The following is a 20284-nucleotide window of genomic DNA, read 5'->3' on the forward strand; positions in this document are numbered from 1 at the left end:
GCGGACCCGCGGATCAGACCGCCCCGCCGCCACCGGCCCGGACCAGCCCCGTCTCGTACGCGAGGACCACGACCTGCACCCGGTCGCGCAGGTCCAGTTTGGTGAGGATGCGGCCCACGTGCGTCTTCACGGTCGCCTCGGAGAGCACCAGGCGTGCCGCGATCTCGCCGTTCGACATGCCCTGGGCGACCAGCAGCATCACCTCGCGTTCGCGTTCGGTGAGCTTGGCGATGTCCTTGTGCTGCGGCTCGCTGGTGCCGCTCGGCAGCATCGCGGAGAAGCGGTCGAGCAGTCTGCGCGTGGTGGACGGGGCGACGACGGCGTCGCCGCTGTGCACGGAGCGGATCGCGGCCAGCAGCTCGGCGGGCGGCACATCCTTGAGCATGAAGCCGCTGGCCCCGGCCTTCAGCCCGGAGAAGGCGTACTCGTCCAGGTCGAACGTGGTCAGGATGAGCACCTTGGGCGCGTCCGGCTCGGCGCAGATGCGCCGGGTGGCCTCGACACCGTCCAGCCTCGGCATCCGCACGTCCATCAGCACCACGTCCACGGCAGTGGCACGAAGGTTCTCGATCGCCTCCGCGCCGTCACCGGCCTCGGCCACGACCTCCATGTCCGGCTGGGCGGCGAGCACCATCCGGAAGCCGGTGCGCAGCAGCACCTGGTCGTCGACGAGCATCACGCGGATCGCCATGAGGGGTCCTGTCTCCTGTTCCAACATCTGGTGGGCCGGTGGCTCCGGCGCCTAGGGGGCCGGCTTGAGCGGCAGCAGCGCGCTGATCCGGAAGCCGCCGCCGGGGCGCGGCCCGGCATCCAGCGTGCCGCCGACCATGCCGACCCGCTCGCGCATGCCGATCATCCCGTGGCCCGCGCCGTCGGCGCCGCCGTCCTCGTACATCTCGTGCGCCGCACCCCGCCCGTCGTCCTCGACCAGCAGGCCGAGCCCGTCGTCGAAGTAGACCAGACGCACACTGGCCCCCGCGTCCGGGCCGCCGTGCTTGCGGGTGTTGGTCAGGGCCTCCTGCACGATGCGGTACGCGGTCAGCTCGACCCCGCTGGGCAGCGGGCGCGGGGTTCCCTCGATCTTGAAGTCGACGGCCAGCCCGGTCTGTCTGACCTGTTCGATCAGATCCCCGATCTGATCCACATCGGGCTGCGGGACGTACTCCCCGCTCTCCGGTGCGTCGCCCGTCCGCAGCACCCCGAGCAGCCGCCGCATCTCGGCCAGTGCCTGCCTGCCGGTGCTGGAGATGGTCTCCAGGGCCTGCTTGGCCTGGTCGGGGGCCGCGTCCATCACGTAGGCCGCACCGTCGGCCTGCACCACCATCACCGACACGTTGTGCGCGACGACATCGTGGAGTTCTCGGGCGATACGGGCCCGCTCGGCCGCCACCGCGACCTTCGACTGCGCCTCGCGCTCCCGCTCCAGCCGGGCGGCGCGCTCCTCCAGCTGGCTGAAGTAGGCGCGCCTGGTCCGCATCGAGTCGCCGAGCACCCAGGCGAGCACGAACGGCACGGTCAGCACGACGACGATGAAGGTCTCCTCGGCCCAGTTGGTCTGCGGACCCTCGCCCGGCCAGCGCACCTTGGACACGGCCGCCGCGCTCAGGGCGCAGACCAGCGCGAGCCGGGACGCCCAGCGCTCCCCGACGGTGGCCACGGTGAAGACGATCACCAGCATCGCGAAGTTCATGACGCCGGGCCCCACCCCGGTGACCAGCTGTGCCACCCCCATCGCGATGGCGAGCAGCAGCATCTTCTCCGGTGCGCGCCGGCGCAGGGCGACGACCACGCAGAGGCCGAGGACGACCGGGATGGCGGCGACCCGCTCCCTCGTGCTTCCCCCCACACCCACCATGGACAGGCCGGAGAGCCCGAGGAGGACGACGGCCCAGAAGGTGTCGACGCCCGTCGGGTGTCTGCGGAGGAAGTCGTAGAGGCGCTGCACGTAACCCAGCGTAGGGACAGGCAAGGGGCGCACGGGTCAGCCGAAGGGCCGATCCAGCTCCAGAGACCGTACTCCCCAAGGTGGAGACTTGGGAACGTGACGGATGAGTGGCGTGGGTGGCAGGAGGCGGCGGAGACCGCTTTGTACGGGGACGGGGGGTTCTACCGGAGCCCCGAAGGGCCGGCGGGCCACTTCCGTACCTCCGTCCACGCCTCCCCGCTCTACGCCGGGGCCGTCGCCCGGCTGCTGGTCGAAACGGCACGGGAACTGGACCCCGGCCCGGTCGACCTGGTGGATCTGGGTGCCGGGCGGGGCGAGCTGCTGACAGGGGTGCTGGCGGCGCTGCCGGCCGCCGGCGGCGACGGTCTGGCCGTACGGGCGTACGCGGTGGAACTGGCGGGCCGTCCGCCGGGGCTGGATCCCCGGATCGAGTGGTGCGCCGAACCTCCGCCGCGCGTACACGGCCTGCTGTTCGCCAACGAGTGGCTGGACAACGTCCCGACCGAGGTCGCCGAGACCGACGCGGACGGCATCACCCGGTATGTCCTCGTCCGGACCGAGGACGGTACGGAACGGCTGGGTGAGCCGGTGACCGGGGCGGACGCCGAGTGGCTGCGCCGCTGGTGGCCGTCGGCCGGACCGGGCAGCCGCGCGGAGATCGGCCGCCCCCGCGACGAGGCGTGGGCGCGGGCGGTGGCCAGGCTGGCCGGGGGGCTCGCGGTGGCGGTGGACTACGCCCATGTGCGCGAGGCGCGGCCCCCGTTCGGCACCCTGACCGGCTTCCGGGCCGGGCGCGAGGTCCGGCCGGTGCCGGACGGCAGCTGCGACCTCACCTCGCACGTGGCGCTGGACGCGTGCGCGGCGGCCGGGTCCGGGGCCGGTGCACCGCCCGAGCTGCTGAGCCAGCGCGAGGCGCTGCGCCGCCTCGGCGTCAGCGGCGAACGCCCGCCCCTGGCCCTGGCCTCGGCCGATCCGGCCGGCTACGTACGGGCGCTCGCCTCGGCGGGCGAGGCGGCGGAGCTGACGGCCCGGGGCGGCCTCGGCGATTTCGGCTGGCTGATGCAGCACAGGGGCTGAGATCGGGCGCCCTGGACTCGGAGCCCCGGCGCGTCCACGCGATACTGGCCGCATGACGGAGACGACAGTCGGCATCGGCGGCGCGGCGGAGAGCACCGACATGGTGCTCAACATCGGCCCGCAGCACCCCTCCACCCACGGCGTGCTCCGACTGCGCATCGTCCTGGACGGCGAGCGCATCCAGCACGCCGAGCCGGTCATCGGCTACATGCACCGGGGCGCGGAGAAGCTGTTCGAGGCTCGCGACTACCGGCAGATCGTCATGCTCGCCAACCGCCACGACTGGCTGTCGGCGTTCTCCAACGAGCTGGGCGTCGTGATGGCCGTGGAGCGCATGCTCGGCATGGAGGTCCCGGAGCGCGCGGTCTGGACCCGCACCCTGCTCGCCGAGCTGAACCGGGTCCTGAACCATCTGATGTTCCTCGGTTCGTACCCGCTCGAACTCGGCGGGATCACCCCAGTGTTCTACGCCTTCCGTGAGCGCGAGGAGCTCCAGGCCGTGATGGAGGAGGTCTCCGGCGGCCGGATGCACTACATGTTCAACCGCGTCGGCGGCCTCAAGGAGGACCTGCCGGCCGGCTGGCTCGGCCGGGCCCGGGACGCCGTCGCCTCGGTCCGGTCCCGGATGGACGTCTACGACGACCTGGTGCTCGGCAACGAGATCTTCCGGGGCCGCACCCGCGGCGTGGGCGTGCTCAGTGCCGGGACCGTGCACGCGTACGGGGTGTCCGGGCCGATCGCCCGCGCCTCGGGCGTCGACTTCGATCTGCGGCGCGACGAGCCGTACCTCGCGTACGGGGAGCTCCAGGACACCCTGAAGGTGGTCACCCGCACCGAGGGCGACTGCCTGGCCCGCTTCGAATGCCTGCTGGAGCAGACGCAGAACGCCCTGGACCTCGCGGACGCCTGCCTGGACCGGATGGCCGGCCTGGCCCCCGGCCCGATCAACCAGCGGCTGCCCAAGGTGCTGAAGGCCCCCGAGGGCCACACCTACGCCTGGACCGAGAACCCGCTCGGCGTCAACGGCTACTACCTCGTGTCCAAGGGCGAGAAGACCCCGTACCGGCTGAAGCTCCGCTCCGCCTCGTACAACAACATCCAGGCGCTCACCGAGCTGCTGCCGGGCACGCTGGTCGCCGACATGGTGGCGATCCTGGGCTCGCTCTTCTTCGTGGTCGGCGACATCGACAAGTGACCGGAGCGCGGCGGCCGCCGTCCCGGGACCCGGGACGGCGGCCGCTGCTCGTTGCGCGGGGATCGCGCCGCGCTACGAGATCGCGCTCCGCAGCTCCACCACGTCCATCTGTTCGGTCTCGTCGTGTGCGGTCAGGTCGATGACCTCGCCGGCGACGCGGTCCGGGGCCTCGTCCGTGCGGTGCGCGGCCAGCGCCTCCGCGCCCACCACATCGGCGAGGTCCTCGTCCTGCACGGACTCGATCGCGGCACGTGCCGCCTTCTGCGTACCGAAGAAGTCGAAGCTGCCCTGCGGCACCGGGTGGCGGCGGGAGGCCGCGTACGGGGCGACGGCGGTGGCGGCCGGTGCGGTGCGCGCCGGGGGCAGCGCGGCGGACGGGCGGGGCGCGGGCAGGGCGGCCGGCGGGCGCAGATGCTGCGCGCCGGTCCGGTCCTCGTCCGCGGTGTGCTTGCCCTGCCGCTCCTCCGCCTCCCGGGACCGCTCCGCCAGATCACGCTTCCTGGCCTGCTCGGCGGTACGGCGCGCCTCCTGGAGCGCCCCGTTGCGCGAGAGGTCCTCCAGCGCCTGGGCGGCCCGCAGATAGGCGGCCGGCGTCGGCGTGCTGCGTGCGGCAGGCAGCTCGCGGGGCGTGGCGGCCTCGATGGCGAGCTGCCTGCGGCCCTCCAGTGCGCTGGCCCGCGCGGTCTCGGCGGTGGCGTACCGGCGCAGCAGCGCGGCGTGCTCCCCGCGGAGGTTGGCGAGCTCCACGCGCTTGCGGCGCAGCTTCGTCTCCAGCCGGGTGCGCAGCTCCCGCGACTCCTCCAGGTCGCCCTCCAGCTCGGAGAGGCGCTCCTCGGCCCGCCACTGGTCACCGGCGCGGGCCCGCGTCAGCTCCGCGACCCGGCGGCCGGCTTCCCGGTCCCAGCTGCGCATCAGATACGCGCCGGTCACGGCGGCGGCCGCCGAGGCGGCCACCAGACCCCGCAGGACCAGGGGCTCGGCGAGCAGCCAGGCGCCCGAGGCACAGAGGACCGAGACTCCGACGACTGCCGACGGCGGAAGGATTCTGTGCAGAGGTGGCGAATGGCGATGACGTCCACGTGGCATGGCCTGAAATTTACCGTGTGTACGGGGCACTTGGGGGGCCGCCTGCCAATCTGTTCCCTGCCGGTTACCTGACGGCCCCCTTTCCGCCCCGATTCCTACTTCCCGACGAGGCCCTTCGCGCGCAGATAGTCCTTGGCCACATCGGCGGGCTTTGCGCGCTCGGCGTCGACCTTGCGGTTCAGTTCCGCGAGATCCTCGGTGGTGAGCGCCTTGGTGAGCTTGCCGAGTGCGTCGGCAATGTCCTGGGAACCGGCATCCTCGGCATTGAGGACCGGCAGTACGTTGTCGGCGTTCTGGAGCTTCTTGTCGTCCTCCAGGAACACCAGGCCGTAGCTGTCCAGCACCGCGTCCGTGGTGGTGGTGAGGACCATCTGGTCCTTGCCGTCCTTGACCGCCTGCTTGGACTGCGGCGTACCGACTCCCTTGGGGTCTATACCGGTGACATTGATGCCGTAGGTCTTCTTCAGACCGGGGGCGCAGAACGGCCGCACCTCGCACTCGTCGCCCGCCGCGATCTTCACTCCGGCCTTCGACCTGCCGAGATCCGAAAGGGTCTTGAGCTTGTTCTTCCCGGCGAATTCCTTGGTCACCGCGAAGGCGTTCTGGTCGACCGCAGCACCGGCCGGGAGCACCTTCAGTCCGCGCGGGGCGGCGAGCTTCTCCAGGGCGGCGACCGTGGCCGCCGTGTCACCGGAGGCGACCGGCGCCTTCTCGGCCTTCTTCGGACCGTTCACCTTGGCATTGAGGAATTCGGCGATCGTCGCGGCGTATTCGGGGACGACATCGATCTCGCCCTTCTCCAGGGACGGCTCGTACAGTTCCCGGTTCGCCACCGTGGTGACCGAGGTGCTGTATCCGGCGTCGCCCAGGATCTGCGCGTACAGCTCCGCGAGCACCTTGGACTCCGTGAAGGAGGCCGCGCCGACGACCAGCGAGCCCTTCTTGCCGGAGCCCGCGGCGCCGCCGGAGGATGCCGCGCCCGCCTTGTCCTTCTCCAGGCTGTCGCCGCCGCAGGCGGCGAGCGAGCCGGCCAGCGCGACCATCCCGATGACCGCGCCGGCTATGCGCGAGGTCTTGCTCATTGTCGTTCTCCGTCCACAGCCACAGGGCTGTACGAGTTCGCAGCAACAGGTCCGTACGTGATGCGATCCGTCGATCACGGACCGGGTTCCATGGGCGCTCACGCCGCCGTCACGCCGTCCGGCGGCGGCGCAGCGGTGACAGCAGCCGGTCCAGGCCGACCAGTACCGCCTCCACCAGCAGCGCGAGCACGGCGACCAGCACCGCTCCCGCGACCACCTGCGGTGTGTTGTACGTGTTGAAGCCGGCGGTGATGATCCGGCCGAGGCCTCCCTGGCCGGCCATCGCGGCGATCGTCGCCGTGGCGACCACCTGGACCGCGGCGGAGCGCAGCCCGGTCATGATCATCGGGTAGGCCAGCGGGAGTTCGACCCGGAGGAAGAGCTGCCGCCCGGACATCCCCATGCCGCGCGCCGCCTCCCTCACCGACCGGTCGACCTCCGCCATACCGACGTAGGCGTTGGTCAGCAGCGGCGGCACGGCGAACAGCACCAGCGCGATGACCGTCGGCACATATCCGGCGTTGCGCAGCGGCGAGACCATGAAGAGGGCCAGCACCGCGAAGACCGGCACCGCCCGCCCCACGTTGGAGAGGTTGACGGCCAGCGCGCCCCCCTTTCCGATGTGTCCCAGGTACAGCGCGACCGGCAGCGCCACCGCGCACGCCAGGGCGAGCGCGACGCCGCTGACGTACAGATGCTCGGCGAGCCGGTGGGCCGCCCCGCTCTCCCCCGACCAGTTGGCGCCGGTGGTGAGCCAGGTCCAGGCCTCGCCGAGAACTCCCATGGGTCAGACCGCCTTTGCCACGGTGGCCGCGTCCGCGTGCGCGGCGCGTATTCGGGTCCAGGGGGTCAGCAGCCGCTGCACACCGAGCAGCAGCAGATCCGCGACGACCGCGAGCAGTACGCACAGGACCGAGGCCGTGAGCACCTGGGCCTTGAAGAAGCTGGGGAGCGCGTCCCCTATGAGGTTGCCGAGGCCGCCCCTGCCGATGATCGACCCGACCGTCGTCAGCGCGATCGTCGACACCGTGGCGATCCTTACACCGGCCATCAATGCGGGTACGGCCAGCGGGAGTTCGACCTCCCACAGCAGCCGGGCCGGTCCGTATCCCATCCCCTTCGCGGCCTCCTTCGCCTCCTGGGGCACGGCTTCGAGACCGGCCAGGATGTTCCGCACGAGAATGGTCAGCGAATACAGCACCAGGCCGGTGACCACCAGCGCGGCGGAAAGCCCGAACAGCGGCAGCAGCAGCGAGAACATGGCGAGCGAGGGCACGGTGTAGAGCACCGTCGTCAGCCCGAGCACCGGTCCGGCGAAACGGCGGCTGCGGCGCGCCAGCAGCGCCAGCGGAAAAGCCACCAGGAGTCCGATCACCACCGAGACCGCGGTGATCCAGATGTGCTGGACCGTCGCATCGGTCAACTCCTGGCTGCGGGAGCGGAGATACTCCCCGCAGATCCAGTCGTTCGTCACCAGGCAGTTCTGTCCCGCGGCCATCCGTCCCCACCTCCCGGTCACCGTTTCGCACGTATGTCCGACGACCCTATCCTCGACGACCGACAATCGCCGGAGCCGTTGTATTTCAGCAACATGTCCTTCACAGAACACGCGCCACAATGGGGAACCATGATCCGTTTCGAGCACGTCACCAAGCGGTACGCGGACGGCACCACCGCCGTCGACGGCCTTTCCTTCGAGGTCGCCGAGGGTGAACTGGTCACGCTCGTCGGACCGTCGGGGTGCGGCAAGACGACCACCATGAAGATGGTGAACCGACTGATCGAACCGACCGAGGGCCGGATATCCGTCGACGGGGACGACATATCCGCCATCGACCCCGTTCGGCTGCGCCGCCGTATCGGTTATGTCATCCAGCAGGTGGGGCTCTTCCCGCACCGCACGATCCTGGAGAACACCGCGACCGTCCCCCATCTCCTGGGCTGGAAAAGGGGAAAGGGCCGCGAACGCGCCGCCGAACTCCTCGACCTTGTCGGACTTGACCCTTCCGTTTATGGCGACCGCTATCCGGAACAGCTCTCCGGCGGTCAGCGCCAACGCGTCGGGGTGGCAAGGGCGCTGGCCGCGGACCCGCCGGTGCTGCTGATGGACGAGCCTTTCGGCGCGGTCGACCCGGTCGTACGGGAGCGGCTGCAGAACGAATTCCTGAAACTTCAGGAACGGGTCCGCAAAACAGTCCTGTTCGTCACGCACGACATCGAGGAGGCGGTCCGGCTCGGCGACCGGATCGCCGTCTACGGACAGGGCACCATCGAGCAGTTCGACTCCCCCGCCACCGTGCTCGGCTCACCCGCCACCCCCTACGTCGCGGATTTCGTCGGCGCCGACCGCGGCCTCAAGCGGCTCTCCGTGACCCCCATCGAGGAGGGCGACCTCGATCAGCCTCCCGTCGTCCACCTCGACGACCCCCTGGCGCGGGCGACCGAACGGCTGCGGGCCGAGGGCGCGCGCTGGGCCGTCGTCCTGGACGGCCGGGACAATCTGCACGGCTGGATCCCCGCCGACGCCACCGCCGCCGGGGCCGGGGCCGGGGACACGGTGCGTGCGCACGCCCGCAGGATGGAGGCGTGGCTGCCCGTCGGCGCCCCGCTCAAGCAGGCATTCGCCACCATGCTCCAGCACGACGCGGGCTGGATCGCCGTCATCGACGAGGAGAGCACCGGCCGGTTCCTCGGCGTGCTCACCCCGGCCCGGCTGCACGAGGCGCTGCGCCGCTCGATCGACGCGGACGCCCAGGACGTCCCGCGCGCCGAGGTGGCGGTCGAGACGGTGGAGAGCGTCGCCAAGACCGCCGCGCGGTGAACCGGGCGTCCCCGGCGCACCGCGCGGCGGCCCTTGTCGGCTCCCGCTTCGGCTCCCGCTTCAGTTCTCGCTGAGCCGGCTGCTCAGCCAGTCCAGCGCGGACGGGATCTCCCGCCGCCAGGTGTTGAAGTTGTGCCCGCCGCTGTCGAGCACGATCGACGAGACCTGGGCGGGCGGCTTCACCTTGGAGATGAACTGCCGCGTGGTGCGGTAGTTCCCCTCGCCGTGCCGGGAGGTCGTGACGAGGAAGGACGAGTCGGGATGCTTCGGCATGTGGTCCAGACTCCACATCAGATCGGCGCGGTCACGCGCGCTCTGGTCGCCGTGGAAGAGATCCCCGGTCGTCGGGTCCTCGGCCGCCTTGTAGTACGCGGAGAGCCCGACGCTCGCCGCGAACCGGTCCGGGTGGTGGAGCCCGATCTTCAGCGCGCAGTACCCCCCGGTCGAGTTGCCGATGATGCCCCAGTTGCGGGCCAGCGTGCCGACCCGGTACGACTCCGAGATCACCCGCGGCAGATCCTTCGCGAGGTACGTCTCGGTCTGCGGCCCTCCCTTTATGTCCACGCACTCGGTGTCCCGCGGCGGCGCGACCGTCGGCCGCAGCATCACCAGGATCATCGGCTGGGCCCGGCCCGCCTTCACCCGTTCGTGCGCAGTCCGCGGGTACCCGAGGCTCTTCACAAGGTTCTCCGAGACGCCCGGGTAGCCGGTGAGCACGACGACCGCGGGGAACTTGCGGCGGGCGAAGGCCGGCTGGAAGTACTCGGGCGGCAGATACACATACGCCGAGCTCTCGATCTTCGACTGCCGGCCGGCGATCACGACCTTGTCGATCCGCCCGGCCATCGTGGGCCGCGAACCGCCCGGCACGTCCGGCCGCTGGACCCCGACCCGGACGATGTTCTTGGAGGCCGCCGTCCCGTCCGCGTGGTCCGTGACCACACCCAGATCCTGCTTCTGGCCGAACAGGTCGGCCCACGAGCCGTAGAAGAGGAAGGAATTGTTCGCCACCAGGCCCACCGTGACGAAAATCGTCACCTGGGTCACCAGCAGCAGACCGACCCTGCCGAGCACGGCGGACACGCTGCGACGGGCCAGCCGGGGCCAGAGCCAGATCGTTGCGGCGAAGAACACCACGGCCAGCACAATGGCCAGACCCAGAAATGTCCTACTGGTAAGACCCATGGGGTTGAGCTTTCTTGTCTGGAAATTTCCGACTGTCGGGTGAACCCGCAGCCCGGAAGCCTCGTCCTACAGGTCGCACATCGTCCGGAGGGCTACGACCGAAGGACTCAAGAATCTCTCGCGGAACCACGGGAAACGATGTCTGTCACGCTAGATGGGGATAAGTCGGTATCGGTTCCGAGCCACGTACGCAAGTTCGTACGAGGCCCGCGCCCCGAAACCGTACCGACGCTGGTCGGTACCGCCTGCGCCGCCGTCGGCCTGATCGATGTCGCCGCCGGCGTCTTCCCGCGCTTCCGGTACAGCCGGATGCACACGCTCGCCGAAGTACTGCCCGGCGCCCTCGGACCGTTCGCCGCCGCACTCTCGCTGAGCGCGGGCGTCCTGCTGCTGCTGCTCGCCCACGGCCTCAAGCGGCGCAAGCGGCGGGCCTGGCGCGCCGCCGTCCTGCTGCTGCCGGCCGGTGCGCTGGCCCAGTTCGCCTACCGGCACTCGGTCATCGGCACGCTCGTCTCGCTGGCGCTCTGCCTGCTGCTGGTCCGTCACCGCGGCGAGTTCGCCGCGCTCCCCGACCCCCGGAGCCGCTGGCGGGCCCTGGCCAACTTCGTCCTCCTCGGCGCGGGTTCGCTGGCCCTCGGCCTGGTCATCGTCAGCGCGCACCCCGGCCGGGTCGTGGGAAACCCCAGCGTCGCCGACCGGCTCCAGCACGTGCTGTACGGAATGCTCGGCTTCGAGGGGCCCGTCGAGTACGCCGGCGACACCTCCTGGACGGTGGCGTACTCCCTCGGCTCCCTCGGCCTGCTGACCGCCGTCACCACCATCTACCTCGCCTTCCGCCCCGAGCACCCGGCCGCCCGCCTCACCGAGGACGACGAGGCCCGGCTGCGTGCCCTGCTGGAGAAACACGGCGGCCGCGACTCGCTCGGCCACTTCGCGCTCCGCCGCGACAAGGGAGTCGTCTTCTCCCCCAGCGGCAAGGCCGCCGTCTGCTATCGGGTCGTGTCGGGGGTGATGCTGGCCAGCGGCGACCCGATCGGCGACGTGGAGGCCTGGCCCGGCGCCATCGAACGGTTCATGGACGAGGCCAAGGCCCACTCCTGGACCCCGGCCGTGATGGGCTGCAGCGAGACCGGCGGCGAGGTCTGGACCCGCGAGACCGGACTCGACGCCCTGGAGCTCGGCGACGAGGCGGTGGTGGATGTCGCGGATTTCTCGCTCGCCGGGCGCGCGATGCGCAACGTACGCCAGATGGTGAAGCGCATTGAACGGCTCGGCTACGAGACCCGGGTCCGGCGCGTGAGCGACATCGGCGAGGCCGAACTGGCCCGCATCCGGCACGCCGCCGCCGACTGGCGCGGCACCGACAACGAGCGCGGCTTCTCCATGGCGCTCGGCCGGATCGGCGACCCGGCCGACGGCGACTGCGTCATCGCCACCGCGCACAAGGCCGACGAACACACCGCGGACTCCCCCTACGGCGACCTGAAGGCCGTACTCCACTTCGTCCCGTGGGGCCACGACGGCATGTCGCTCGACCTGATGCGCCGCGACCGCTCGGCCGACCCCGGCATGAACGAGCTGCTGATCGTCGCCGCCCTCCAGGCCTCCTCCCGGCTGGAGGTCCGGCGTGTCTCGCTGAACTTCGCGATGTTCCGCTCGGCGCTCGCCCGGGGCGAGAAACTGGGCGCGGGTCCGGTGCTGCGGACCTGGCGCGGGCTGCTGGTCTTCCTCTCCCGCTGGTTCCAGATCGAGTCGCTGTACAAGTTCAACGCCAAGTTCCGACCCCGCTGGGAACCCCGCTTCGTGGTCTACCGCGCCGCCCGCGACCTGCCCCGCATCTCCCTGGCGGCCATGCAGGCGGAAGGCTTCGTGAACCTCGCCCTCCCCCGCCCCTTCGCCCGCCGCTTCCCGGCCCCCCTGCCCCGCCCCTGCGCCCACACCCCGGCACCCGGCCAGGAGCAGCACGCCCGCGCTGCGTAGCGCCGCGCCGTACGGGGCCTACGCTGGTCGCATGAGTACGTTGCGTGGACGAGGCACGGTCCAGGGCCTGCCGGAGTGGGACCGCTGCGCGGTCATGGGTGTCGTGAACGTGACCCCGGACTCCTTCTCCGACGGGGGCCGCTGGTTCGACACCACGGCCGCGGTCAAACACGGCCTCGACCTGGTCGCCGAGGGCGCCGACCTGATCGACGTCGGCGGCGAGTCGACCCGCCCCGGCGCCAGCCGGGTGGACGCCTCGGAGGAGCTGCGGCGCGTGATCCCGGTGGTCAGGGGCCTGGCCTCCGAAGGGGTCACGGTCTCCGTGGACACCATGCGGGCCCGGGTCGCCGAGGACGCGGTCGCGGCCGGGGCCGCCCTGGTCAACGATGTGAGCGGCGGCCTCGCCGACCCCGACATGATCCGGGTCGTCGCCGCGGCCGGCGTCCCCTTCGTCGTGATGCACTGGCGCGGCTTCAGCGAGTCCATGAACAGCCGGGCGGTCTACGAGGACGTCGTCGCCGAGGTCGTCACCGAGCTGCGGGAACGGATGGACGCCGTGGTCGCGGGCGGTGTCGCCCCGGAACGGATCGTGATCGACCCCGGTCTCGGCTTCGCCAAGGACGCCTGCCACGACCTCGCCCTGGTCGCCCACCTCGACGAGCTCCGTGCCCTGGGCCGGCCGCTGCTGGTCGCCGCCTCCCGCAAGCGCTTCCTCGGCCATGTGCTGGCCGGCGAGGGCGCCGCACCGCCGCCCGCCCGCGAACGCGACGCCGCCACCGCGGCGATCTCCGCGCTCTCCGCCCACGCCGGCGCCTGGGCCGTCCGGGTCCACGAGGTACGGGCCACCGCCGACGCCGTACGGGTCACCCGCGCCGTCGAGGGAGCCGCGTGACCGGGCCCCGCGACGAGCACGCGGAGGCGGCCGCCGACATCGCGGCCGTCGAACAGGCCAACACCGCCTTCTACGAAGCGATGGAGCGCGGCGACTTCGAGGAGCTCTCCGGGCTCTGGCTGCCCGGCGAGGACCTCACCGTCTCCTGCGTCCACCCGGGCTGGCCGGTGCTGACCGGCCGCGGCGAGGTGCTGCGCAGCTACGCGCTGATCATGGCCAACACCGAGTACATCCAGTTCTTCCTGACCGACGTCAGGGTCGCGATGACCGGCGACACCGCCCTGGTGACCTGCACGGAGAACATCCTCAGCGGCGGCCCCGCGGAGGACGGCAACGCGCTCGGGCCGCTGGTCGGCCAGCTCGTCGTGGCCACCAATGTGTTCCGGCGCACACCGGACGGCTGGAAACTCTGGTCCCACCACGGCTCGCCCGTACTGACCGAAACCGGCGAGGAAGAGGACGAGGAGACGCCCTCCTGACCCGGTGGTCGAGTGGCTGCACCCCCGAAAGGGGGTTGGATCCGGGAAGTGTGGGTATACGCGGCTACCAGTCCCGTGAGGCCGCGTACACGGCCCCCACGGGGGAGCACTGTCGGTGCTCGCAGGTAAATTCGAAAGAGAGCACCTTGCCGTCCGCACGCGGCCCCGTGTCTCTACGCCCAACGACAGCAGGAGTGATTCGCGTGGATCGTGTCGCGCTGCGCGGCCTCAAGGCCCGTGGACACCATGGCGTCTTCCCCAGGGAACGGGAAGAGGGCCAGACGTTCATCGTGGACCTGGTGCTCGGCCTCGACACCCGCCCCGCGGCGGCCGCCGACGACCTGACGAAGACCGTGCACTACGGCATCGTCGCGGAGGAGGTCGTCGACGTGGTGCAGGGTGAACCCGTCGATCTGATCGAAACGCTCGCGGAGCGCATCGCCCAGAAGTGCCTCAAGCACGAAGGAGTCGAGGAGGTGGAGGTCGTGGTGCACAAGCCGGATGCGCCGATCACCGTCCCCTTCGACGATGTGACCATCACCATCACCCGGAGCCGAGTATGACTGCGTTTTCCACCGACGGGCAGAGCGACCCGACCGTACAGCCGGTGCCCGCCTCCGTGGTCGAGCAGGTGGACGCGGCGGACAGCACCCTCTCCAACCCCAAGCGTGCCGTGATCTCCCTGGGCTCCAGCCTCGGCAACCGCCTGGAGACCCTCCAGGGTGCCATCGACGCCCTGGAGGACACCCCCGGCCTGCGGGTCAAGGCCGTCTCCCCGGTGTACGAGACGGAGCCCTGGGGCGTCGCCCCCGGCTCCCAGCCCTCGTACTTCAACGCGGTGATCGTCGTGAAGACGACGCTCCCCCCGTCCTCCCTCCTGGAGCGCGGCCAGGCCATCGAGGAGGCCTTCGACCGGGTCCGCGAGGAGCGCTGGGGGCCGCGCACGATCGACGTCGACATCGTGGCGTACGCGGACGTCGTCTCCGACGACCCGGTGCTCACCCTCCCCCACCCCAGGGCCCATGAGCGGGCTTTCGTCCTCGCCCCGTGGCACGACATCGACGCCGATGCCGAGCTGCCCGGCGCCGGACCCGTGGCGGAGCTGCTGGCCGAGGTCGGCCGGGACGGCGTACTGCCCCGGGCCGATCTGGAACTCCGTCTGCCCGAGTAGTCGTTAGGCTCAACGGAAACGGATCACCGGCGCCGCGGTTTCCCGGCGACGGCGACCGCAGGCGACACGGACCACTGGCGGCGAAGGGCGGACCACTCGGTGAAGCAACTCAGGCTCGGGGTACTGGCCGGCCTCTTCGCCGCGGCCGGGGTGCTCTCCTGGGGCGGCGCCCGCCTCTGGGACTCCCTGGGCAGCCTGCCGAGCGTTCCCCTCGCCGCGCCGATCGTGCTCGCGGTGATCGCCGTCATCCTGCTGGCGACGGCGCTCTCCATCCGTTCCCGGCTGCGCGCCCAGCGCGAGCGCCGACCGGGGGCCAAGGGCGTCGAGCCGCTGCTGGCGGCCCGAGCGGTCGTCTTCGGCCAGGCCAGCGCCCTGGTCGTCTCCCTGGTCTCCGGCATGTACGGCGGCATCGGCGTCTTCCTGCTCGGCTCCCTGGACGTCCCGGCCCGCCGCGACCAGGCGATCTACGCGGGCTTCGCGGTCCTGGCCGGCATCGCGGTGATCGCCGCGGCCCTCTGGCTGGAGCGCATCTGCAAGCTCCCGGAGGACGAGGACAACGACAAGAGCTCGGCGGCCGCGTAGGGCCACCGAGCTCTTCTCGCGCGCTGCGGGCAGGAGTTCCCTCAGCCCGCCATGATCAGGCTCATGGCCTCGGCGCGCGTCGCGGGGTCGCGGAGCTGTCCGCGTACCGCCGAGGTCAGCGTCTTCGCCCCGGGCTTGCGGATGCCGCGCATCGACATGCACATGTGCTCGCACTCGACGACGACGACGACCCCGCGCGGCTCCAGGATCTCCATCAGGGACTCGGCGATCTGCGTGGTGAGCCGCTCCTGGACCTGCGGGCGCCGGGCGTAGACATCGACAAGCCGGGCCAGCTTGGACAGACCGGTGATCTTTCCGCTGGTGGCCGGGATGTACCCGACATGCGCGACGCCCCGGAACGGCACCAGGTGGTGTTCACAGGTACTGAACACTTCGATGTCCTTGACCAGCACCATCTCGTCGTGCCCGAGGTCGAACGTGGTCGTCAGGACGTCTTCGGGCTCCTGGTGGAGGCCCGCGAATATCTCCTTGTACGCCCGTGCCACCCGCCCCGGCGTCTCGCGCAGTCCCTCGCGGTCCGGGTCCTCGCCCACCGCGATCAGAAGCTCGCGTACGGCGGCCTCGGCCCGCTTCTCGTCGAACTCGCCGATCGGACCCTGGCCGTCCAGCGTCACCGGGTCGGTCATCTGTGCCTCGTTCCTCTGAGCTGTCACCCGCGCATGTCTCCGCACGGACGTACGGAAAAGCCGCGCCCCCACAGGCTAGAACCTGTGGGGCCGCGGCTTCCATTCCGGGCCCGGTGCGACTCCCGTGAAAGGGGCCACACCGGGAACAGGGCCTCAGCTCTCGGGGCGGTCCTCCGGGACGACCTCGGTGGCCGGGACGGTGTCCGCGGGGACGGCCGTTCCGTTCGCCGTGGTGGCGCCGTTGGTGAGGGCGAGCTCCTTCGGCGAGAGCACCGGCGGCCGCGTCGACGGCGTACGCCGGGCGGAACCGGTCCACGCCGGACGGGCCGGGCGCTTCACGATCGGGGCGAAGATCTCGGCGATCTCCTCCTTGCCGAGCGTCTCCTTCTCCAGGAGCTGGAGAACGAGGTTGTCCAGCACGTCGCGGTTCTCGACGAGGATCTCCCACGCGTCGTTGTGCGCGGTCTCGATGAGCTTCTTGACCTCTTCGTCGACGAGGGCCGCGACCTCTTCCGAGTAGTCGCGCTGGTGGCCCATCTCCCGGCCCACGAAGGGCTCGGTGTTGTCGCCGCCGAACTTGATCGCGCCGAGCCGCTCCGTCATGCCGTACTGCGTGACCATCGCGCGGGCCGTCGCAGTGGCCTTCTCGATGTCGTTCGCGGCGCCGGTGGTCGGGTCGTGGAAGACCAGCTCCTCGGCCGCGCGCCCGCCCAGCATGTAGGCCAGCTGGTCGAGCATCTCGTTGCGCGTCGTGGAGTACTTGTCCTCCTCCGGGAGCACCATCGTGTAACCGAGGGCGCGGCCGCGGGAGAGGATCGTGATCTTGTGGACCGGGTCCGCCTGGGGGGAAGCCGCCGCGACCAGGGCGTGTCCGCCCTCGTGGTACGCGGTGATCTTCTTCTCCTTCTCGGACATGATCCGGGTCCGCTTCTGCGGGCCCGCCACGACGCGGTCGATGGCCTCGTCGAGCATCTTGTTGTCGATCAGCTTCAGATTGCCGCGCGCCGTGAGGAGCGCCGCTTCGTTCAGCACGTTCGACAGGTCGGCACCGGTGAAGCCGGGCGTACGACGGGCGACGGCGCCGAGGTCGACGTCCTTCGCGACCGGCTTGCCCTTCTGGTGCACCTTGAGGATCTCCAGCCGGCCCTGCATGTCCGGCCGGTCGACCGCGATCTGCCGGTCGAAACGGCCCGGACGCAGCAGCGCCGGGTCGAGGATGTCCGGCCGGTTCGTGGCGGCGATCAGGATGACGCCGCCCTTCACGTCGAAGCCGTCCATCTCGACGAGCAGCTGGTTCAGAGTCTGCTCGCGCTCGTCGTGCCCGCCGCCCATTCCGGCACCGCGGTGGCGGCCGACGGCGTCGATCTCGTCGACGAAGACGATCGCCGGGGCGTTCGCCTTGGCCTGCTCGAAGAGGTCACGGACCCGGCTGGCACCGACACCGACGAACATCTCGACGAAGTCGGAACCGGAGATCGAGTAGAACGGGACGCCCGCCTCGCCGGCGACGGCGCGTGCAAGCAGCGTCTTGCCCGTACCGGGAGGCCCGTACAGCAGGACACCCTTGGGGATCTTGGCGCCGACGGCCTGGAACTTCGCCGGCTCCTGGAGGAACTCCTTGATCTCCTGGAGCTCCTCGACGGCCTCGTCCGACCCCGCCACATCGGCGAACGTCGTCTTCGGCGTGTCCTTGGTGATCAGCTTGGCCTTGGACTTCCCGAACTGCATGACCCGGGAGCCGCCGCCCTGCATCTGATTCATCAGGAACAGGAAGACGACCACGATCAGGACGAAGGGCAGCAGGGAAAGGAGGATCGAGATGAACGGGGACTGCTTCGACGGCGAGACGGTGTAGCCCTTGTCGATCGCGCCGCTCTCGAACTTCTTCTGCAGCGTGTCGGCCAGCTGGACACCCTGGTCGCCGATGTAGCTCGCCTGGAACTTGGTGCCGGACTCGCCCGAGAGCTCCTGGCCCTTCTTCAACTCGATCTTGATGATCTGTTCGTCACCGGTGGTCAGCTTGGCCTGCGCCACCTGGTCCTTGCTGATCGCCTGGATCACCTTGCCGGTGTCCACCGATTTGTAGCCGCCCGACGAGCCGACGACTGTCATCAACACGACCACGGCGAGGACGGCCAGCACGATCCACATGACCGGCCCACGGAAGTATCGCTTCACGTCCATCCATACGGGGCGAAACCGCCCCGTCCCTCCTGCCCGTAGGTAAATGCTGCTGTGAGAAAAGACTGTTCTTCGGACGGTACCCCAGCATTGTCACCCGCGACCGCCGGGGACGTCTGTCAAAACCTGCCTTCAAAGGCTCAACGGCGGGAATCCCTTGAAAGGTTCCCGCCGTCGGCTCCGGTCGGTCCGGACGCCCCGGGGCCGGGCGAAGGGCTCCGGGAGGAGGTCAGCCCCCGTAGACGTGCGGGGCGAGCGTGCCGACGAAGGGGAGGTTGCGGTACTTCTCGGCGTAGTCGAGTCCGTAGCCGACGACGAATTCGTTGGGGATGTCGAAACCGACCCACTTGCAGTCGAGCGCGACCTTGGCCGCGTCCGGCTTGCGCAGCAGGGTACAGATCTCCAGGGAGGCGGGCTCGCGCGAGCCGAGGTTCGACATCAGCCACGACAGGGTCAGGCCCGAGTCGATGATGTCCTCGACGATCAGGACGTGCTTGCCCTTGATGTCGGTGTCCAGGTCCTTGAGGATCCGGACCACTCCGGAGGACTGGGTGCCCGCGCCGTACGACGAGACGGCCATCCAGTCCATGGTGACGGGGGTGGACAGCGCGCGCGCCAGGTCCGCCATCACCATCACCGCGCCCTTGAGGACGCCGACGATGAGCAGGTCCTTGCCCGCGTACTCCGCGTCGATCTTCGCGGCCAGCTCGACGAGCTTCGCGTCGATCTCTTCCTTGGTGAGGAGCACCGACTGAAGGTCGGTGCCCATGTCCTTCTCGTTCACCCGCGTCTCTTTCTCTGCCTGCCGGGTCCGGGGGGTTGCCCCGCACCTGCGCGGCCGCTCGCCTGCGTGTCGGCCGCCTGTGCTTCAGCTCTGCCGAATGACCAGTCTGCCACCCTGCCGCATGGCTTCGACCCGCCCGGGCAGGTTGATGGCGCGCTGGCCGCGCCAGCCGGTGATCAGACGGTCGACTTCCTCGATGTGCCGGGCGAAGAGCGAACCGGCCGGGGAGCCCGCCTCCATGGCGGCCCGGCGCAGGACCCGGCGGCGTACGGCGGGCGGCAGCGCGTACAGCTTGGCGCACTCCAGACGGCCCGCGTCGTCCCGCACGGCGCGGTCGGCCTCGGCGGCCCAGGTGTCCAGCGCGTCGGCGTCGTCGCGGGAGAGCTGGGCGGTACGGGCCAGGGCCTCGACGACCCCTTTGCCCAGCGCCTTCTCCAGGGCGGGCAGGCCCTCGTGGCGCAGCCGGGAGCGGGTGTAGGCGGGGTCGGCGTTGTGCGGGTCTTCCCAGACGGGCAGGGACTGGACGAGGCAGGCCTTGCGGGCGGTCTGCCGGTCGAGCTGGAGGAAGGGGCGGCGGTAGCGTCCGGCCGGTCCCGAAGCGGCGGCCATACCGGAGAGCGAGCGGATGCCGGAGCCGCGGGCGAGGCCGAGCAGAACCGTCTCCGCCTGGTCGTCGCGGGTGTGTCCGAGCAGGACGGCGGCGGCGCCGTGCCGCTCGGCCGCGGCGTCCAGGGCGGCGTAGCGGGCGTCGCGGGCCGCGGCCTCGGGGCCGCCTTCGTGGCCGACCTGCACGGCGACGGCCTCGACCGGGTCGAGGCGCATGTCGGTGAGGCGGTCGACGACCTCGGCGGCCCGGGTGTCGGAGCCGTCCTGGAGGCCGTGGTCGACGGTGATCCCGCCGGCCCGGACGTCGAGTTTGGGGGCCTCGAAGGCGAGGGCCGAGGCGAGGGCCATGGAGTCGGCACCGCCGGAGCATGCCACCAGCACCAGCGGGGTGTCGGGGCGCTCGGGGAGTGCGGCGCGCTGCCTGCCCGCACGCGCTCCGGCTTCGGCGAACTCGGGGTGCGGGGTGTGCCGGGTGTGTTCGGCGCTTCGGGTGTGCTCGGTGAGTACGTCGTGGAGTACGCGGCGGACCGCCAGGCGTATCGCCGCGACCGCAGGATGGGGACCCATGTCC

The 20284-nt window shown here is 70.8% G+C and carries 20 protein-coding genes; 9 read left to right on the forward strand and 11 right to left on the reverse strand.

Translation table 11 applies throughout. The annotated features are described in order from the left end of the window. Positions 1 to 13: 13 nt before the first annotated feature. On the reverse strand, positions 14 to 691 hold the full coding sequence (locus IE107_RS23870) for a response regulator (RefSeq protein WP_189546108.1): 678 nt from the start codon (positions 689 to 691) through the stop codon (positions 14 to 16). Positions 692 to 742: 51 nt separating this feature from the next. Then, complete coding sequence (locus tag IE107_RS23875) at positions 743 to 1945, reverse strand: sensor histidine kinase (protein WP_189546111.1); 1203 nt, start codon at positions 1943 to 1945, stop codon at positions 743 to 745. Positions 1946 to 2041: 96 nt separating this feature from the next. Between IE107_RS23875 and IE107_RS23880 the strand changes: the two genes are divergently transcribed. Together IE107_RS23880 and IE107_RS23885 are read left to right on the forward strand one after the other, a co-directional pair. Beyond that, positions 2042 to 3022, forward strand: coding sequence for an SAM-dependent methyltransferase (locus tag IE107_RS23880; protein WP_189546113.1), 981 nt, complete (start codon positions 2042 to 2044; stop codon positions 3020 to 3022). Between the two features lie 52 nt (positions 3023 to 3074). After that, positions 3075 to 4217, forward strand: coding sequence for an NADH-quinone oxidoreductase subunit D (locus tag IE107_RS23885; RefSeq protein WP_189546115.1), 1143 nt, complete (start codon positions 3075 to 3077; stop codon positions 4215 to 4217). A 72-nt stretch (positions 4218 to 4289) separates the two neighbouring features. On the opposite strand, the gene IE107_RS23890 is transcribed toward IE107_RS23885, so the two are convergent. The 4 genes from IE107_RS23890 to IE107_RS23905 form a co-directional block, all read right to left on the reverse strand. Beyond that, the gene (locus IE107_RS23890; protein ID WP_189546117.1) at positions 4290 to 5303 is read right to left on the reverse strand and encodes a hypothetical protein; all 1014 of its coding nucleotides are present in this window, start codon (positions 5301 to 5303) and stop codon (positions 4290 to 4292) included. A 95-nt stretch (positions 5304 to 5398) separates the two neighbouring features. Next, positions 5399 to 6385 (reverse strand): ABC transporter substrate-binding protein, encoded by a 987-nt coding sequence (locus tag IE107_RS23895; protein ID WP_189546119.1) that lies wholly within the window; start codon positions 6383 to 6385, stop codon positions 5399 to 5401. A gap of 109 nt (positions 6386 to 6494) precedes the next feature. Beyond that, complete coding sequence (locus tag IE107_RS23900) at positions 6495 to 7169, reverse strand: ABC transporter permease (RefSeq protein ID WP_189546121.1); 675 nt, start codon at positions 7167 to 7169, stop codon at positions 6495 to 6497. Positions 7170 to 7172: 3 nt separating this feature from the next. Beyond that, on the reverse strand, positions 7173 to 7883 hold the full coding sequence (locus tag IE107_RS23905) for an ABC transporter permease (protein ID WP_189546123.1): 711 nt from the start codon (positions 7881 to 7883) through the stop codon (positions 7173 to 7175). A 129-nt stretch (positions 7884 to 8012) separates the two neighbouring features. Between IE107_RS23905 and IE107_RS23910 the strand changes: the two genes are divergently transcribed. Next, complete coding sequence (locus IE107_RS23910) at positions 8013 to 9206, forward strand: ABC transporter ATP-binding protein (protein ID WP_189546125.1); 1194 nt, start codon at positions 8013 to 8015, stop codon at positions 9204 to 9206. 60 nt (positions 9207 to 9266) lie between these two features. Here IE107_RS23910 and IE107_RS23915 read toward each other — a convergent pair whose 3' ends face one another. Beyond that, complete coding sequence (locus IE107_RS23915; protein ID WP_189546127.1) at positions 9267 to 10391, reverse strand: alpha/beta hydrolase; 1125 nt, start codon at positions 10389 to 10391, stop codon at positions 9267 to 9269. A gap of 138 nt (positions 10392 to 10529) precedes the next feature. On the opposite strand from IE107_RS23915, the gene IE107_RS23920 reads away from it, so the two are divergent. The 6 genes from IE107_RS23920 (at position 10530) to IE107_RS23945 (ending at position 15495) form a co-directional block, all read left to right on the forward strand. Next, on the forward strand, positions 10530 to 12371 hold the full coding sequence (locus IE107_RS23920; RefSeq protein ID WP_189546128.1) for a phosphatidylglycerol lysyltransferase domain-containing protein: 1842 nt from the start codon (positions 10530 to 10532) through the stop codon (positions 12369 to 12371). 31 nt (positions 12372 to 12402) lie between these two features. After that, a complete protein-coding gene (gene folP, locus IE107_RS23925; RefSeq protein ID WP_444545020.1) occupies positions 12403 to 13263 on the forward strand; it encodes a dihydropteroate synthase in 861 nt (286 codons plus the stop codon). Then, entirely contained in the window at positions 13260 to 13742 is a 483-nt protein-coding gene (locus tag IE107_RS23930) for a nuclear transport factor 2 family protein (protein ID WP_189546131.1), read from the forward strand. The genes folP and IE107_RS23930 overlap by 4 nt, the downstream gene beginning before the upstream one ends. Positions 13743 to 13945: 203 nt before the next feature. Then, positions 13946 to 14305, forward strand: coding sequence for a dihydroneopterin aldolase (folB, locus tag IE107_RS23935; protein WP_189546133.1), 360 nt, complete (start codon positions 13946 to 13948; stop codon positions 14303 to 14305). Beyond that, positions 14302 to 14913 (forward strand): 2-amino-4-hydroxy-6-hydroxymethyldihydropteridine diphosphokinase, encoded by a 612-nt coding sequence (gene folK / locus IE107_RS23940; protein WP_189546135.1) that lies wholly within the window; start codon positions 14302 to 14304, stop codon positions 14911 to 14913. Before folB ends, folK begins: the two co-directional genes overlap by 4 nt. Before the next feature lie 99 nt (positions 14914 to 15012). Continuing rightward, positions 15013 to 15495 (forward strand): DUF3180 domain-containing protein, encoded by a 483-nt coding sequence (locus tag IE107_RS23945; RefSeq protein WP_189546137.1) that lies wholly within the window; start codon positions 15013 to 15015, stop codon positions 15493 to 15495. A gap of 41 nt (positions 15496 to 15536) precedes the next feature. Here the strand turns inward: IE107_RS23945 and folE are convergent, their stop codons facing one another. The 4 genes from folE to tilS form a co-directional block, all read right to left on the reverse strand. Next, positions 15537 to 16142, reverse strand: a complete 606-nt coding sequence (gene folE / locus IE107_RS23950) for a GTP cyclohydrolase I FolE (RefSeq protein WP_189546139.1) — start codon at positions 16140 to 16142, stop codon at positions 15537 to 15539. Between the two features lie 153 nt (positions 16143 to 16295). After that, positions 16296 to 18326: an ATP-dependent zinc metalloprotease FtsH gene (ftsH, locus tag IE107_RS23955; RefSeq protein ID WP_189546141.1), complete on the reverse strand. Its 2031-nt coding sequence runs from the start codon at positions 18324 to 18326 to the stop codon at positions 16296 to 16298. Positions 18327 to 18552: 226 nt separating this feature from the next. Further along, a complete protein-coding gene (gene hpt, locus IE107_RS23960; protein ID WP_072487175.1) occupies positions 18553 to 19092 on the reverse strand; it encodes a hypoxanthine phosphoribosyltransferase in 540 nt (179 codons plus the stop codon). A 99-nt stretch (positions 19093 to 19191) separates the two neighbouring features. Next, positions 19192 to 20280, reverse strand: coding sequence for a tRNA lysidine(34) synthetase TilS (tilS, locus tag IE107_RS23965; RefSeq protein ID WP_189546143.1), 1089 nt, complete (start codon positions 20278 to 20280; stop codon positions 19192 to 19194). Positions 20281 to 20284 lie beyond the last annotated feature (4 nt).

The organism is Streptomyces gelaticus, from assembly GCF_014649535.1.
Lineage (GTDB): Bacteria > Actinomycetota > Actinomycetes > Streptomycetales > Streptomycetaceae > Streptomyces > Streptomyces gelaticus.